The organism is Pseudomonas sp. ICMP22404, assembly GCF_006227205.1.
Taxonomy (GTDB): Bacteria; Pseudomonadota; Gammaproteobacteria; order Pseudomonadales; family Pseudomonadaceae; genus Aquipseudomonas.
Genome location: NZ_VCNG01000022.1, coordinates 35,131 through 50,729, shown reverse-complemented (window position 1 = coordinate 50,729; position 15,599 = coordinate 35,131). Strand labels below are relative to the sequence as shown.

Sequence of the window (15,599 nt, the reverse complement as noted above, 5' to 3'; positions counted from 1 at the left end):
ACCAACCCACGTACAACTGAAACGCGATAACCCCGGCGATATATTCCCCATCAAGGACTGCGGAGAATGTGTCGTGAACAACTTGACCGCCAGAGCAGCAGAGCAACTGTCATCCCTTCGTTCGATCGCGCTGATTTGCATGGCGCTCATCACGACGAGCGCTTTCTACCGCTTGAGCATGCCAGTCGCCGAGGGTCACAGGCTCGCCGAACCAGGTCACTGCAAGCCGAGTGCGGCGCGCCTGGTGGATGTTTCGTTACGACCGGTCGATATCGAAAAACCTGCGGATCACCTGCCGATAGGCGCGCACCTGATCAGCCCGCGCCGGTTCTACCTGCACCATGGGATCTACCTGGGTGGGGCAGACGTTGCCCATTACTCGGGGTTCAGCGGTTCGCTCCGGCCGGGGCCCATCGAGGTGACCAATCTTGAGCATTTTGCCAATGGCAAACCGGTCTGGATGCTTCATGAACTCTGCAAATACTCCAGCGACGAAATCGCTGATCGGGCGCGTTCGAGATTGGGTGAAAAGCAGTACCGGGTATTCTTCAACAATTGCGAGCACTTCTGCAGTTGGTGCGTCAGCGGGGAAAGCTACAGCGCCCAGGTCTACGCCTGCTTCCATCGCCCCCATGATCTGTTCGCTATGATTTCGGCGCTGGAACCCCGCTGGGTGGCCTAGTGGCCTGTGCTAGAATTTTTCCGTCCACCCAAGAGGATCGTGCATGAACGGTAGTCCCTCGTCCCATGAGCCGGGCAGCAAGGATTCCATGGTGTTTGTGGTGGATGACGATGCCTCCATTCGCAACGCATTGAGCAATCTGTTGCGCTCGGTCGGGATCCGCGTCGAGACGTTTGCGTCCACCGCGGAGTTTCTCCAGCAACCGAAGGCGGATTGCGCCAGTTGCCTGGTCCTCGATGTGCGACTGCAGGGGAGCAGTGGCCTGGACTTCCAGCGCTGGTTGGCGGAGTCGGATTCGAATATTCCCATCATCTTCATCACCGGCCATGGCGACATCGAAATGTCGGTCAAGGCCATGAAAGCCGGTGCCGTGGATTTCCTGGCCAAACCCTTCCGCGAACAGGATCTGCTGGATGCGGTGACCGCCGCACTCCAGGCAGACACCCAGCGTCGCGAAATCCGGCGGCAATCTGCCGACCTCCGTGCCCACTACCAGACCCTGACCGCCCGCGAAAAAGAGGTGATGGCTTTTGCGGTCAAGGGCTTGATGAACAAGCAGATCGCCGGGCAGATGAACCTGAGCGAAATCACCGTGAAAATCCACCGCGCCCATGCGATGAAGAAAATGCACGCCAAATCTTTCGCCGACCTGGTTCGAATGGCTGAGTCGCTGAGCGCCGGGCCGAGTCGCTGAACCCCGATTTTCGCACCTTCCCAGATATCCTGAATACCCGAATAACCCTGTGGGAGCCGAGCTTGCTCGCGATAGCGGTAGGTCAGCTTGCGTCCATGCTGAATGTGCCGCCGCCATCGCGAGCAAGCTCGGCTCCCACAGGTTCGATGTATTCCCGGAGGTGGTGATGGGGTCGCGTCCCCCACAGCAAAAAAGTAATCGCTGTAAAAACATTTATTGACTAAAGAATATCATCGGGTAATTATTTCCCTGCATCTGCTGTCACGCAGAGTCATTTCCAGGGGCAACCCGATGAATCAGAACACCGTGCCTTCACTGGCCTGTCTTTATGTCGAGACGCATGAGTCGTCATCCGGCACACGCTTTACCTCTTCGCTCATGCAAGGCTTTCCGGCCGAACCTCATCGTCGCGTCACTTGGCACAACTGGATGCGTCCGCCCTTCAATCGATGGGGCTTCCGCAATCTGGCGCGCCTGCGGCCTTCTATCGATGTGCAGGCGGGGGCAGGGCCGGTCAGCGTCTTGAAGCAGGCGCCACTCGCACTGGATGAGCTGCACTTCAACAGCGAGTGCGGCTTGAGCATCAGTGTGTTCGAGCACCTGGTGGCCAGCCAGACCGACGCATTCCTGGTCATGCAGGGCGACACCGTGCTGTTCGAGCGCTACTTCAACGGTCAGGCGCCCCAGGACCGACACGTGATGTTTTCGGTGACCAAATCGCTGATCGGCACCCTCGGTGAACAGCTGGTCAGTGACGGTGTGCTGGATCCAGCGCTGCCCGCCGCCCACTACGTGCCGGAATTCGAAGGCAGTGCATACGCCGACGCGACCGTGCGCCAGTTGTTCGACATGGCCGTGGGCATCCACTACAGCGAAGTGTACGAAGACCCGGACTCGGAGAGTTCCCAGTACGGCTATGCCTGCGGTTTCCAACCGGCACCCGCGCAGTACGCCCAGTTCGAGTCGCTGTACCAATTCCTGCCGTCGCTCCGCAAGCAAGGCGAGCACGGCGGTTTCTTTCACTACGTCACGGCCACCACCGAGGCCTTGGCCTGGGTCATGGAGCGCGCCAGCGGCAAGGCCTGCCATCGCTTGCTGGAAGAGATCTGGAGCCAGTTGGGGTGCGAGCGCGACGGCTACTTCATGGCCGACCCCTGGGGGCGTAGCGTGGCCGGTGCCGGTTTCAACGCCACCTTGCGCGACATGGCGCGCTTTGGTCGCCTGTTGGCCAATGACGGTTGTCACGACGGGCGCCAGTTGCTGTCGCCCGAAACGGTCGCGCGCATCGTCGCCGGCGCCGACCCGGCGATCTACGCCACATCCCCCGACTTTGAGGCCTGGACCCCGGGCGCTTCCTACCGCAGCCAGTGGTACGTCTTCAACGACCACAGCCAGGCGCTCATGGCCGGTGGCATCCATGGCCAGTACCTGTTCGTCGACAAGCCATCCGGCGTGGTGATCGTCAAGCAATCGTCCCTGAACGAGGCCGTCAGCCCGTTCGATGGGGACAGCGTGCGCATGTTGCGCGCCATTGCGGCGCACCTCGGCGACTGACCACGCATCCCGATTACAAGAATCACGTTCCATTCACCTGGCCTCGCCAGGTGTTGGCGACGTTCTGCGCCGCCATTCACTGCCCTGTAACAACAATAAATCACACAGGAGCTTCACATGGTTTCCACGACGCGTTTCTCTCGAACGCTCTTAGCGCTCGGGTTACCCCTGAGCGCCCAGGTCGCACTGGCGGGCTACACCTTCGAGGATGGCAACCTCAAGGGTGAGGTCAACGTCACCGCCGGTGGTGCAGCCATTTTCACCCGCAACGTCAACTTCGGCGCTGGCCGTGTCGACATGCGCAGCCGCAAGAATGGCGGCAGTAAAATCGATTGGCAGGAGTTCTACGTCAAGCCGGGCGTCAAACTGGAGTACGCCTTGCAGCCGGACTTCAGCCTGCTGGCCGGTGGCTCGCTGGTCGGGGCGACGACCTTCGGCGATGGCGATGCCGGCGGCTTCACCCGCAGTTCCGATGGCGAGGTGGCCACCGAAGAACTCTACGGTGGGTTCCGGGCCGGGGAGTGGACGTTCACCGCCGGCCGCCAGAACTACATGATCGGCACCGGCTTCATCGTCATGGACGGTAACCTGGATCAGCTCAAGGACGGCGCCTACTGGCTCGCACCCAGGAGCGCTTTCAAGGATTCGGCGGTGCTGGCCTGGGATCACGGCGCCTTGAAAACCCAGGCGTTCACCTTGCGCACCGACGATGACCTGGGTGACTTCCGGATGACCGGGGCCAACCTCGATTACAACCTCGACGATCAAGTGACGCTCGGGGCCATGGCCATGAAGCTCAACGCCCTCGGCCCCAAAGGCGCCACGCCGCTGCGCCGGGACGGCATGCAGGTGTATAACCTGCGGGCGCTCAATGCCAAGGTCCCGGGCTTGCCGGCCTTGACCCTCAACGCCGAGTACGCGTTGGAACGCGGCAACGGCGAAGGCGTCGAGTATGATGCCAAGGCCTGGTATGGCCAGGCGGACTATGCCTTCGATACCTTGCCGCTGACGCCGGTCGTGGGTTACCGCTACGCGAGTTTTTCCGGCGATGACAACCTGACGGACAACCGCCAGGAATCCTGGGATCCGCTCAGCAAGGGCTATGTCGATTGGGGCACCTGGCTGGTAGGAGATGTTGTCGGCAACTACCTGCTGTTCAACAGCAACGAAAAGGTTCAGCAGTTCTCGATCAAGACCCACCTCAACGAAACCCTCAACCTGGGGGCCATCCACTACCAGTTCTGGCTGGACGAAAAGAACTACATGGGCACGGCCGTCAGTGACCGGCGTTTTGCCGACGAAAGCGTTGTCTTCCTGGATTGGGCGCCGTCGAAGGCGTTGGTTTCTTCGCTGTCCTATAACTGGGTCAAGCCGATGGCCGCGGCCAAGCAGGTGTTCGGCAACGACCGGAAATTCAGCGCGCTGGAATTATCGTTCACCTATCGCTATTGATGCCGCGAGCCTTCGCGGCCGCGCTGGAGTGTTTTGCCATGAACAAGTCTTTGCGTAACACGGTGTTGGGTGCTCTCGTTTCGTTACTGGCCAGCGGTGCATGCATGGCTGAGGAGCGGACGGTGCGAATCTATAACTGGATCGAGTACCTGCCGCCGGAAATCCTCAAGAGTTTTCAGGAAGAGACCGGAATCCGCCCGATCTATGACGTGTTCGACAGTGTCGAGACCCTGGAGTCCAAGCTGCTGACTGGCAACTCCGGGTATGACGTGGTGTACCCGGGCAGTTCCAACGTCAGTCACTTGATCGCCGCCGGCGCCGTCCAGCCCCTGGACCGCAGCCAACTGCCAAGCTGGCAGCAACTGGACCCGGAGTTCATGAAAGGCCTGGAAGCCGTGGGTGACCCGGGCAACCGCTATGCGGCGCCATACCTGTGGGGCACCACGCTGATTGGCTATAACGTCGACAAGGTTCGGCAGGCGCTGGGAGCCGATGTGCCGATAGACACCTGGGACATCATCTTCAAGGAAGAAAACCTGGCCAAACTGGCGAGTTGCGGGGTCGGTTTTCTCGATGCCGCCAACGAGATCGTGCCCATCGCCTTGCATTACAAGGGATTGGACCCCAACAGCCAGAAACGTGAGGACTACCCGCAGGCGCAGGCGGCGATGGTCAAGATCCGGCCGTTCATCTCCTACTTCAATTCGTCACGCTACGGCATGGACCTGGCCAATGGCGACGTCTGCATCGCCGTAGGCTGGTCGGGCGGCGTGGCGCTCGCCAAGCGTCTGGCCGATGCCGCTGGCAAGGGTGTCAAAGTGGCAATGGCGCTGCCCAAGGAAGGTGCACCGATGTGGTCGGACGTGATGATGATTCCCACCAACGCTCCCCATACCCAGGAGGCCCATGCGTTCATCAACTACATCATGCGGGCCGACGTCATCGCCCGTATCAGCAATAAGATCGGTTACCCCAACCCGAACAAGGACGCCACCGCGCTGGTGAACCCCGAGATCCGTGACAACCCCGCGATGTACATCCCGGACGACGCACGCAAGACGCTGTTCGCCCTGGAGCCCGTGCCGGCGGCAATCGAGCGGATCCGCACACGGACCTGGACGGCGATCAAGACCAACCGCTGATCCGGGCTATACGAACTGTGGGAGCGAGCTTGCTCGCGAAGGCGGTTGATCAGTCGACTCAGCAGTGACTGATCCACCGCCTTCGCGAGCAGGCTCGCTCCCACATTGGTTTTTCAGTGAACACACATTCTGCGTCCGACGCCGATCCCCTGTGGGAGCGGGCTTGCTCGCGAAAGCGGTTAATCAGTCGACTCTGCAGTGGCTGATCCACCGCCCTCGCGAGCAGGCTCGCTCCCACATTGGTTTTTCAGTGAACACACATTCTGCGTCCGACGCCAATCCCCTGTGGGAGCGGGCTTGCTCGCGAAAGCGGTTAATCAGTCGACTCAGCAGTGACTGATCCACCGCCATCGCGAGCAGGCTCGCTCCCACATTGGTTTTTCAGTGAACACACACTCTGCGTCCGGCGCCAATCCCCTGTGGGAGCGAGCTTGCTCGCTCCCACATTGGTTTTTCAGTGAACACACATTCTGCGTCCGGCGCCGATCCCCTGTGGGAGCGGGCTTGCTCGCGATGGCGATCTGTCAGTGTCCTCCTTCAGGCACGCATGCCCTGGAACAGTAGCGCGGTAATCCGCTTGACCTGGGCGGAGTGCGCCTCGATATCCGGTTGTTCCTGGTTGACCAGCCTGAACAGCTGCAAGTGTGAATAGTCGTTCAGCAGAAAGGCGGCGAGCTCGACGTCGAGGTCGGCGCGCAGCTTGCCGGCCTGCTGCAGTTCCTTGATCAAGCCGCTGATTTCAGCCCTGAGCGCATCGTTCATGGCGCGATAACCATCCGGCAGCCCGCCGTCGCCGCCAAACAGAATCAAGGGCAGCAATTCACGCCAGAGGCTGGGGTGCATGACTTCCAGCGCGTAGCCCGTCAGCAGCCGTTCCAGGTAACACAGCGCCTCGACTGGATCCTCTATTTCAGGGACCTGCAACCGAGTGTCCTTGAGCGCGCGCTGGTCGGCCTCGTGGAGGATTTCCAGGATGATCTCCTGCTTGTTGCCGAAGTACTTGAACACGGTAGGGGCTGACACGCCGGCCTGGCCAGCGATCTGCTCGATGGTGGTGTTCTGGAAGCCCTGGCGCTCGAACAGTTCGATCGCTGCCTTGCTGATGGCTTGGCGTCGTTCGGCTTTTTGACGTTCACGCAGTCCGCTCACGGGAGGTCCTTTGTCACTGGAAAAGAGGGCATACAGTGCCCGGGATTCATGCAAAATACTTAACTCGATAAAATATTTAAAGCGTTTATTTAGATACTGGCTTTTTAGTGCGAACGCTCTGCAATGCCCCTTGGATGAAGAGTGCATGGCTAAATGCTACGTAATTTATGACGAGATCAGGCACAAAAGGAGCGCTTACAGATAATTCAGCGAGCAAGTGAGACGGGTAACGTGGCGCACCGTTTCTTCGTAGCGTCTGTTCCTCGGTACGTTCAATGTCGATTAAAAAGAGAACAAGAAAATGACCAGCCCCAGTTTCAAGGATTCGAACGGCCATCTGGCACAGGGCTTCAAGCCTCGTCACGTCACCATGCTATCCATTGCCGGAATCATCGGTGCAGGCTTGTTCGTGGGGTCGGGGCATGCCATTGCGGCAGCGGGCCCGGCAGTGCTGCTGGCTTATCTGTTCTCCGGCCTGTTGGTAGTACTGGTCATGCGCATGCTTGGTGAAATGGCGGTGGCCCGCCCGGACACCGGCTCGTTCTCCACCTATGCCGACCAGGCCATCGGGCGCTGGGCCGGCTTCACCATCGGTTGGCTGTACTGGTGGTTCTGGGTACTGGTGATTCCCATTGAGGCACTGGCCGCCGGGCATGTGTTGAACCAGTGGTTTCCGTCTGTTGATGCCTGGCTGTTTGCTTCGGTATCGATCGTGGCCCTGGCCGTGACGAACCTGTTCAGCGTCTCCAAGTACGGCGAGTTCGAGTTCTGGTTCGCGATGGCCAAGGTCGTCGCGATCATTGGTTTCATTTCCCTGGGATTCGCGGTCCTGATGGGCTGGATTCCCGAGCGGGAAGCCAGCGGACTGAGCCGCCTGATGGACGAACATGGCGGTTTCGCCCCCAACGGTTTGTCGGCGGTGGTCGGGGCCTTCATCACCATCATGTTCAGCTTCATCGGAACCGAGGCGGTGACGATTGCGGCGGCCGAATCCGATAACCCCGCGCAGAACATTGCCAAGGCGACGCGTTCGGTGATCTGGCGCATTGGCGTGTTCTATCTGTTGTCGATCTTCGTGGTCATCTCCGTGGTGCCATGGAACGATCCGCAGTTGGCTTCGGTGGGCTCCTACCAACGAGCGCTGGAACTGATGAACATTCCCCATGCCAAGTTCCTGGTGGATGCCGTGGTACTGATCGCGGTGGCCAGTTGCATGAACTCCTCGATCTACATCGCCTCGCGCATGCTCTATTCGCTGGGGCGGCGCGGTGATGCGCCAAAGGCCCTGAAGGTGACGTCGGGGGACGGCGTCCCGCGCACAGCGGTGATTGCCAGTACCGTGTTGGGCGCGGGTATCACGCTGTTCAGCTACTTCATGCCCGCCGGGCTGTTCCAGTTCCTGCTCGCCAGTTCCGGCGCCATCGCGTTGCTGGTGTACCTGGCGATTGCCATTTCCCAACTGCGCATGCGCCGGTTGCTGCGTCAGCAGAACGTCGAGCTGACCTTTCGCATGTGGCTGTTTCCCTGGCTGACCTGGCTGGTCATCGTGTTCATCTGCGCGGCGCTGGCGGTGATGATGGTGACGCCGGAGCACCGTAGTGAAGTCAGTTCGACCCTTGGCCTGGCGCTGATCATTTCCTTTATCGGACTGGTCACGTCGCGGCAGCAGCCGCAGGGGGAGAGGGCGGCTTCCCTGGGATAGCCCCAGGGAGAGCTAGATGAAACACTTGTGGCGAGGGGATTTATCTGTGGCGAGGGGATTTATCCCCGCTGGGCTGCGCAGCAGCCCTCATGCAGAGCATTCATTTGCCGGCGATTTTAAATTGTCTGGTTTGGGGCTGCTTCGCAGCCCAGCGGGGATAAATCCTCTCGCCACAAGAGGCGTTCCATTCCCGATCTGTTTCACCCCTGAAACACCCTCCTGAAGTCAGACCCTCCGCCTGTCACCCTGCCTGCAAACCCTTTCTGCCGATCTGGCACTAACCCGTTCGAGCGTTGTCATTAATTGGCGCCTTGGCGGCGTCACGTCAGCTGTATCGATGGACTTATCGAAACGCCTTCGGGCAAAAAAACTCGCGATGGATTGCGTCCTGGACCGACTATATTTTTGCGGGTTGCCATTCTATGGGGCTGCTTCTCGATCCTCGTCACGACATCGATGCTGCGTTATTGAGCTATCGCCGGGTGTTCTGGTCCCTGGCGCTGTTCAGCGGCGTAATCAATCTATTGGTGCTGGTGCCCTCGCTCTACATGATGCAGGTGTACGACCGGGTGCTGACCAGTCGCAACGAAACCACTCTGTTCATGCTGACCCTGATCGCCCTGGGGCTGTTCATGTTCAGCGCGTTGATCGAGTGGGTGCGCGGCGAGGTGATGATTCGCATGAGCGCCGGGCTGGACGAGGCCTTGGGCGAGCGGATTTTCGATGCCGCTTTTGCCCGCAGCCTGCGCGAGCACAACGCCAACCCGGCGCAGGTGCTCAGCGATCTGGCGACACTACGGCAGTTGATTACCGGGCAGGGGCTGATCGCTTTGCTCGATGCGCCGTGGCTGCCGATCTTCCTATTGGTGGCATTCATTTTTCATCACTGGTTCGGGGTGTTGACCCTGGTACTCGCCCTGGTGCTGGTCGGCCTGGCGCTGTGGGGCGAACTGGCGACCCGCACGCGCCTGGGCGAAGCCAACCGCCTGGGCGTGCAATCGGCAGCCTACGTCAACAGCACGCTGCACAACGCCGAAGTCATTCAGGCGCTGGGCATGCTCGGGCCGTTGCGCCAACGTTGGAGCCTGCTGCAGCAGCGCATCATTGCTGCCCAGGCCCATGCCAGTGATCGCGGTGCCCGTATCAGCTCGATGACACGGTTTGTACGCATTTCGGGCCAGTCGCTGTCGTTGGGGCTGGGGGCGTTGCTGGTACTGGAAGGCCAGTTGTCGGCGGGCATGATGATCGCCATGTCGCTCCTGCTGGGCCGGGCCCTGGCACCCGTGGAGATCGCCATCGGTTCGTGGAAGCAATTCAATGCCGGGCGCCAGAGCTATCAGCGTCTGAGCCTGCTCCTTGCCCAGCATCCCCGTGATCGCCTGCGCATGCCTTTGCCGCCGCCCACCGGTGCGGTGCGCCTGGAGCAGCTGTACGTCGGCCCACCCGGCGCTTCACAGCCGATTCTGCGGGGGATCAATTTCCATCTGGACAAAGGGGAGGTGCTCGCGGTCGTGGGCCCCAGCGCCAGTGGCAAGTCAACCCTCGCCAGGGCGTTGGTCGGTGTATGGCCCCCCCTGGGCGGATCGGTGCGCCTGGACAACGCCGAGATCAGCCAGTGGTCCCATGATGCCCTGGGCCCCCACCTTGGGTATCTGCCCCAGGACATCGAGTTATTCGACGGCAGCGTGGCCGACAACATCGCCCGCTTCGGCGAGCAGGATGCCGACAAGATCATCGCCGCCAGCCGTCACGCCGGCATCCACGAAATGATCCTGAGGTTTCCCAAGGGCTATGACACGCCACTGGGGCCTGGAGGGCTCGGTTTGTCCGGCGGACAGAAGCAACGCCTCGGCCTGGCCCGCGCGCTCTATGGGCGCCCGGCGCTGATCGTGCTCGATGAACCCAATTCCAACCTCGATGAAGCCGGTGAGCTGGCCCTGGTGCAGGCCATCGCCGTGCTCAAGGCCGCCGGCAGCACGGTGGTGCTGATTACCCACCGGCCCAGTGTGCTGGCGATGGTCGATCACATCCTTGTGCTCAAGGACGGAACCCAACAGGCATTCGGTCCCCGCGACCGGGTACTCAAGGCGCTGATGCCGGGGCCGCGAGCGGCTGCGGTGAGGGAGGCTGGCGAAGATGCATGATCTGACTCCAAGTCCACACGCGTATAGCGAGCCGGGGAGGAGCCTGCGCAGCGTCAGCCCGTTGCCTGGCGCCAGTACCGATGCCGGCGGTGCGGCGCGTTATGGTGTGGGTTTCCTGGTGCTGGCGTTGGGCGGCGCATTGCTCTGGGCCTGCCTGGCGCCGCTGGATCAGGGGGTTGTCGGCAGCGGCACCGTGGTGGTGGCGGGCGAGCGCAAGGCGGTGCAGTCGCTGGTGGGAGGCGTGGTGGAAAAGCTGCTGGTCAGTGATGGCGATCGCGTCAGCCAGGGGCAGTTGCTGGTGCAGCTCAATACCGTGCAGGCGCAATCGCAGCTGGACGTGACCCTGGGCAAGTTGCTCAACGACCGCAGCATCGAGGCCCGCCTGATTGCCGAGCGTCTGGGCAGCACCGAGATCCAGTGGCCGGAGGACCTGCTGGCCCGTGCTGACGAGCCACGGGTCAAGGCTGCCATGGCATTGCAGAGCCAGTTGTTCCAGAGCCGTCGTGCCGAGTTGGGCAGCCGCTTGCAGATCATCGAGCACGAAGTGGCGGCGCTGGAGCAGCAACTGCTCGGCTACGAGGGAGTCAAGCGCAACTACGACGAGCAGATGCGCTTCCAGCGCCAAGAGTTGGAGGGATTGCGGGACCTGGCGCGTGAAGGCTATGTCCCGCGCAACAAACTTTTCGAGGCCGAGCGCAACGCCGCTCAACTGGCCGGTCAGATTGCTTCCGGGATCGGCGATGTCGGCAGAACCCGTCAGTCGATCAACGAAAGCCGGCTCAAGGCCTTGCAGGCGCAGCAGGAGTTCCGCCGCGATGCCGAGACCCAACTCAGCGAAGTGTCCGCCGAGGCGGCGGGTTACGCCGATCAGATCCGCGCCTTGCAATTCGAAGTCGACAACGGCGCCATCCGCGCACCGGCGTCCGGGCAGGTCATGGACGTGAACATTCACACCGTCGGTGGCGTCGTCCAGGCCAGTCAGACCCTGATGCAAGTGGTCCCGCTGGATGCGCCGATGGCGATCACGGCGCGGTTCGAGCCGCTGATGGCCAACAAGCTGCGGCCGGGGCTGCCGGTGCACGTGCATTTCACGGCGCTGCAGCGTGTGGATACACCGACGGTCACGGGCACGGTCAGTACGGTGTCGGCGGATCAGTTGATCAATGAGCAGACGCACCAGCCGTACTTCTCCGCCAAGGTCGAAATTCCCGCCGACACTGTTGCCTCGCTGCAGGCCGCCGGCTTGTGGGTACGTCCCGGCATGTTGGCGGATGTCACGGTGGTAACCGGCGAACGGACCTTGATGAATTACCTGATGAAACCTTTGCGCGAACGCTTGCTGGCTGCCTTCAAGGAGGAATGAGCATGACTGACCGGCGCCTCTATCGCTCCCGCGTCCTGCTGAGTCTGTATACCGGTTGGGTGGCGATCAGCCCCGCATGGGCTGCCGAGGGTGGCCTGAGCCTGACCGCCGCGTACGATGCCTCACGCCTGAATGATCCGACCCTGCAATCGGCCACCCATGCCTTCGATGCTTCCCGGAACGAAGAGGCCATTGGTCGCGGTGGCTTATATCCGCAGGTATCCCTGACGTCGCGCTACGGTTACGGCGGACGTACCGACGGCGGCGACGACAGGAACTACGTCAACAGCAACGACTACCAGGCGAACAGCGTCACCCTCGCGGCGCAGCAACCACTTTATGACAAGGCTCGCTGGGCGGCCTATCAGGAGGGCAAGGCTCGCGGGCAATTGGGCAGCCAGCAGTTCGATGTCGCCGGCCAGGCCTTGTTCGACCGGGTTGCCAAAGGGTATTTCGACGTGGCCCGGGCCGAGAACGAAATCAAGTTGATCGCCCAACAAAAGGCGGCCATCAATGGGTTGGTCATCCAGAGCAAGAAGCTTTACCAGGGCGGCCAGGGGGCGATCACCGACATCGACGAGGCCCAGGCGCGGCTCGATCTGGTCGAGGCCCAGGAAACGGAGGCCCAGGCCCGCCGGGTAGCAGCATTGCGAGCCCTGTCCGGCCGGGCCAGCGTGCCCATCGACGACATCCAGCCGATGCGCGAGGAACTGCCCCCCGGCAGTCCGATTCCGTCGGAACAGGACCTGGGTTACTGGACGGCCATCGCCCGTGACGCCAGCCCCGAGCTGGCGGCCCGTCTGGCGGCGGTGAAAGTGGCCGAGGCCCAGGCCGACAGCCAGCGTGCCGGGCACTATCCGAGCCTGTCGCTGACCACTCAGTTGACCCGCCGCGAAACCCGTCAATATCAGGAGCTCGATCCGCGCCAGGACACCTATTACGTGGGGGTGCAACTGGATATCCCGTTGTATCGCGGCGGTGCGGTGCGTGCTTCGGTGGCCAAGGCCGAAGCGCAACTGGCCGGTGCCCAGTCGGACTATGACGTGCAGCGTCAACAGTTGGCCGAGAACATCGAAACCGATTACCTCGGCGTGGTGGCCGGGTTCGCCAAGAGCAAGGCGATGCAGCGCGCGGTGGAGTCCAACCAGCGCGCGCTGACATCGACGGAGAAAGGCTTCCAGGGCGGCGTGCGCTCCACGGTGGACATCCTCGATGCCCAGCAGCGGGTGTTCCAGGCCCGTCGGGATCTGCTCAATACCAAGCTCGACATGCTGCAAAGCTATGTCAGCCTGCACACCCACACCGGCCAGATGAACCGCGCGGTGCTGGAGCAGGTGCAGCGGTTGTTCTGATGTTCCGGGTGGGCAGGTTTGTCGAAGGTGCCTGGGTTGCCGTCATCGCGAGCAGGCTCGCTCCCACAAGGGTTCCGGGGTGGCCGCGAGACTCATGCCCACCGCCAATCCCCTGTGGGAGCGAGCCTGCTCGCGATGACGATCTGCCGGTCAGCACCGCTTCCGGACTTGATAGCCCAAGGCCAACCCGGACATTGAGCTATGATGCACACTTTCCCAGCGACCGACCGATTCCCATGACTGCCGTAACCGACACCCTGCTGCACGCCCTCGACACCTGCGACATGCTGATCATCGACGGGCTGCACGCATTCGATTTTTCCCTCGACGAGCAGGACCAGTTGCACGTCGAGTGCATGAACGGCCGCACCCTCGCGCATTGGCGCTTTACGCCTGCGCAGATGCAGGCCGCGACATTCGACCCGGCGTCGAAACACTGGATCATTTCCAGCGATTCGGGCGACCACCACCTGGAGTGCGTGGAAGCGACCAGCGGCCACGACGATGAGGACGACGAACATGAAGATGCGTAGCCTCTGGCCATTGTTGATGGCCGGCAGCGTGGGCGCCATGGGCATGCAGGCCAACGCCGATGAGCACTACCAATTGCTGGTGGGTTCCTACACGGCGGGCCAGAGCCAGGGCGTCTACCGGCTGCAGTTCGACAGCCGTACCGGCCAGCTCGATGCCAAGCCGTTGCAGGTGATCAAGACGGACAACCCTTCGTGGTTGACCCTTTCCCCCGACATGAGCCGCCTGTTCGTGGTCAACGAAAACGGGCCAGGGCAGAAGGATCCGGTGGGCAAGGTCAGCAGTTACGCCATCGACCCGGCTACCCACGCCCTGAACTTGATCAATCAGGTGCAATCCCTGGGCAATGAGCCGACCCATTCCAGCCTCAGCGGCGATGGCCGGCATCTGCTGGTCAGCAACTATTCGGTGGTGGAAGATCCGGGCGGTACGCTTGCGGTATTGCCCGTGGGGTCCGATGGCAAGCTGTCGTCCGTCGTGCAATTGAGCAGTCACCAGCCGAGCCGGGTCAATCCCGAGCGGCAGATGTCGGCCCATGTGCATTCGGCGGTGTCGTCGCCCGATGGCAAGTACGTGTTCGCCAACGACCTGGGGGCGGACAAGGTGTTCGTCTACCACTACGACCCCAAGGCCAATCCCGAGCTGCCGCTGACCGCCGCCGCCCCGGCATTCGTGCAACTGCCCCCCGGCAGCGGACCGCGTCACCTGCTGTTCAGCGCCGACGGCAAGCACGCCTGGCTGACCCTGGAAATGACCGCGCAAGTGGCGGTGTTCGATTACCAGGACGGTCGCCTGGTCCAGCGCCAACTGGTTGACCTGGCGGCGGGCAAGCCTCAGCCGGCGAGGGCGGCTGCGGCATTGCACGCCTCGAAGGACGGCAAGTTCCTGTACGTCAGTAACCGTGGCACTAGCAACGAAGTGCTGGTATTTGCCATCGATCCGGCGGCCGGCACGCTGAAAGAACTGCAACGCCGCTCCGTGGAAGGCGACCATCCGCGGGAATTCAGCCTCGATCCGAGCGGGAAGTTCCTGTTGGTTGCCAACCAGAAGAGTAATCAGATCGTGGTGTTCGAACGTGATCCAAAGACCGGCCTGCTGGGTAAATCGGTACAGAAACTGCCGATGGATGCGCCGAGCGATGTGAAGTTCATCCAGCGTCAATAGGTCGCAGGCCCCGTTTTTCGGGGCCTGCGCGTTTATATCAACGGGAGTGATATTCGCTAGCATTGCAAAGCATTTCTAGACGAGACGCCTCGGCGCGTAAGTTTGCTTCACGGCCCAACCGGGCAAGCCAGCCAACTGAATCCGAGGAATACCGCCATGAACCTGAACCTCTTCTCCATTATCGCCGCTTCCGCCATCTCTGCCACCGTGGCACTGCCGGCCAATGCCAGCATCGAGATCAGCGACAAGAAGAATCGTACCCAGAGCTACACCGAGAAATACCTGCAACAGAGCGCCAACTTCTACGCCGCTCTGGATCACAAGACCCAGCACTGAGCGCGCCGGAACGACTGAAGCCTGCGATCTTTTCGTCTCGACAGGGAGAGAAAAGATCGCAGGCTTCGTCATTTTCATCAGGCGCTTCAGCGTGTTCTGAAAATCCCACTGTAATATCACATAGCCATGTGTTTAAATTTGACGCTGAAAAATTGACTCCTTTCTTCCATAAGGATCGACACCATGGCGATGCGTCTGGCGATGATGCTGCTGTTTCTCTATTCCACCCCGATCGTCTCGGCTGCCCAGCCGGTCCCCGACGAGCCGGAAGCGGCGCGTGAGCGACTGCTGAGTTTGCTTCAAGACTGATCGGGTCAGCAAACCACCGACCCCT

General features: G+C 61.3%; 14 protein-coding genes. 13 read left to right on the top strand and 1 reads right to left on the bottom strand.

Annotation, left to right across the window (positions count from 1 at the left end):
- The first annotated feature begins 73 nt into the window (after positions 1-73).
- From FGE05_RS27615 to FGE05_RS27595, 5 genes are all read left to right on the top strand, one after another.
- Positions 74-682 (top strand): lecithin retinol acyltransferase family protein, encoded by a 609-nt coding sequence (locus tag FGE05_RS27615; RefSeq protein WP_257225735.1) that lies wholly within the window; start codon positions 74-76, stop codon positions 680-682.
- A gap of 43 nt (positions 683-725) precedes the next feature.
- Entirely contained in the window at positions 726-1,376 is a 651-nt protein-coding gene (locus FGE05_RS27610; protein WP_139649953.1) for a response regulator transcription factor, read from the top strand.
- Positions 1,377-1,667: 291 nt separating this feature from the next.
- Complete coding sequence (locus FGE05_RS27605) at positions 1,668-2,930, top strand: serine hydrolase (RefSeq protein WP_139649951.1); 1,263 nt, start codon at positions 1,668-1,670, stop codon at positions 2,928-2,930.
- Between the two features lie 117 nt (positions 2,931-3,047).
- Entirely contained in the window at positions 3,048-4,382 is a 1,335-nt protein-coding gene (locus FGE05_RS27600) for an alginate export family protein (protein WP_139649949.1), read from the top strand.
- Positions 4,383-4,420: 38 nt separating this feature from the next.
- The gene (locus tag FGE05_RS27595) at positions 4,421-5,524 is read left to right on the top strand and encodes a polyamine ABC transporter substrate-binding protein (protein WP_139649946.1); all 1,104 of its coding nucleotides are present in this window, start codon (positions 4,421-4,423) and stop codon (positions 5,522-5,524) included.
- A 537-nt stretch (positions 5,525-6,061) separates the two neighbouring features.
- On the opposite strand, the gene FGE05_RS27590 is transcribed toward FGE05_RS27595, so the two are convergent.
- Positions 6,062-6,673 carry a TetR/AcrR family transcriptional regulator gene (locus FGE05_RS27590; RefSeq protein ID WP_047703285.1) on the bottom strand — a complete coding sequence of 204 codons (612 nt, stop codon included), beginning with the start codon at positions 6,671-6,673 and terminating at the stop codon, positions 6,062-6,064.
- Between the two features lie 301 nt (positions 6,674-6,974).
- On the opposite strand from FGE05_RS27590, the gene gabP reads away from it, so the two are divergent.
- The 8 genes from gabP to FGE05_RS30180 all read left to right on the top strand — a co-directional run bounded on the left by gabP (position 6,975) and on the right by FGE05_RS30180 (position 15,574).
- The gene (gabP, locus tag FGE05_RS27585; protein ID WP_139649944.1) at positions 6,975-8,375 is read left to right on the top strand and encodes a GABA permease; all 1,401 of its coding nucleotides are present in this window, start codon (positions 6,975-6,977) and stop codon (positions 8,373-8,375) included.
- 422 nt (positions 8,376-8,797) lie between these two features.
- Positions 8,798-10,519, top strand: a complete 1,722-nt coding sequence (locus FGE05_RS27580) for a type I secretion system permease/ATPase (protein WP_139649943.1) — start codon at positions 8,798-8,800, stop codon at positions 10,517-10,519.
- Positions 10,512-11,882, top strand: a complete 1,371-nt coding sequence (locus FGE05_RS27575; RefSeq protein ID WP_139649941.1) for an HlyD family type I secretion periplasmic adaptor subunit — start codon at positions 10,512-10,514, stop codon at positions 11,880-11,882. Before FGE05_RS27580 ends, FGE05_RS27575 begins: the two co-directional genes overlap by 8 nt.
- Before the next feature lie 2 nt (positions 11,883-11,884).
- Positions 11,885-13,234, top strand: coding sequence for a TolC family outer membrane protein (locus FGE05_RS27570; RefSeq protein WP_139649939.1), 1,350 nt, complete (start codon positions 11,885-11,887; stop codon positions 13,232-13,234).
- Positions 13,235-13,470: 236 nt separating this feature from the next.
- On the top strand, positions 13,471-13,767 hold the full coding sequence (locus FGE05_RS27560) for a DUF5629 family protein (RefSeq protein ID WP_139649935.1): 297 nt from the start codon (positions 13,471-13,473) through the stop codon (positions 13,765-13,767).
- Positions 13,760-14,929 (top strand): lactonase family protein, encoded by a 1,170-nt coding sequence (locus FGE05_RS27555; RefSeq protein ID WP_176563040.1) that lies wholly within the window; start codon positions 13,760-13,762, stop codon positions 14,927-14,929. Before FGE05_RS27560 ends, FGE05_RS27555 begins: the two co-directional genes overlap by 8 nt.
- 156 nt (positions 14,930-15,085) lie before the next feature.
- Complete coding sequence (locus FGE05_RS27550; RefSeq protein ID WP_024779691.1) at positions 15,086-15,265, top strand: hypothetical protein; 180 nt, start codon at positions 15,086-15,088, stop codon at positions 15,263-15,265.
- Positions 15,266-15,448: 183 nt separating this feature from the next.
- Positions 15,449-15,574, top strand: a complete 126-nt coding sequence (locus FGE05_RS30180; protein WP_257225734.1) for a hypothetical protein — start codon at positions 15,449-15,451, stop codon at positions 15,572-15,574.
- Positions 15,575-15,599 lie beyond the last annotated feature (25 nt).

Coding starts and splice junctions, on each gene's coding strand:
- FGE05_RS27550 (WP_024779691.1), top strand. CDS start 15,086: ATGAACCTGAACCTCTTCTCCATTATCGCCGCTTCCGCCATCTCTGCC.
- FGE05_RS27560 (WP_139649935.1), top strand. CDS start 13,471: ATGACTGCCGTAACCGACACCCTGCTGCACGCCCTCGACACCTGCGAC.
- FGE05_RS27580 (WP_139649943.1), top strand. CDS start 8,798: ATGGGGCTGCTTCTCGATCCTCGTCACGACATCGATGCTGCGTTATTG.
- FGE05_RS27600 (WP_139649949.1), top strand. CDS start 3,048: ATGGTTTCCACGACGCGTTTCTCTCGAACGCTCTTAGCGCTCGGGTTA.
- FGE05_RS30180 (WP_257225734.1), top strand. CDS start 15,449: ATGGCGATGCGTCTGGCGATGATGCTGCTGTTTCTCTATTCCACCCCG.
- FGE05_RS27575 (WP_139649941.1), top strand. CDS start 10,512: ATGCATGATCTGACTCCAAGTCCACACGCGTATAGCGAGCCGGGGAGG.
- FGE05_RS27605 (WP_139649951.1), top strand. CDS start 1,668: ATGAATCAGAACACCGTGCCTTCACTGGCCTGTCTTTATGTCGAGACG.
- FGE05_RS27570 (WP_139649939.1), top strand. CDS start 11,885: ATGACTGACCGGCGCCTCTATCGCTCCCGCGTCCTGCTGAGTCTGTAT.
- FGE05_RS27595 (WP_139649946.1), top strand. CDS start 4,421: ATGAACAAGTCTTTGCGTAACACGGTGTTGGGTGCTCTCGTTTCGTTA.
- FGE05_RS27555 (WP_176563040.1), top strand. CDS start 13,760: ATGCGTAGCCTCTGGCCATTGTTGATGGCCGGCAGCGTGGGCGCCATG.
- FGE05_RS27610 (WP_139649953.1), top strand. CDS start 726: ATGAACGGTAGTCCCTCGTCCCATGAGCCGGGCAGCAAGGATTCCATG.
- gabP (WP_139649944.1), top strand. CDS start 6,975: ATGACCAGCCCCAGTTTCAAGGATTCGAACGGCCATCTGGCACAGGGC.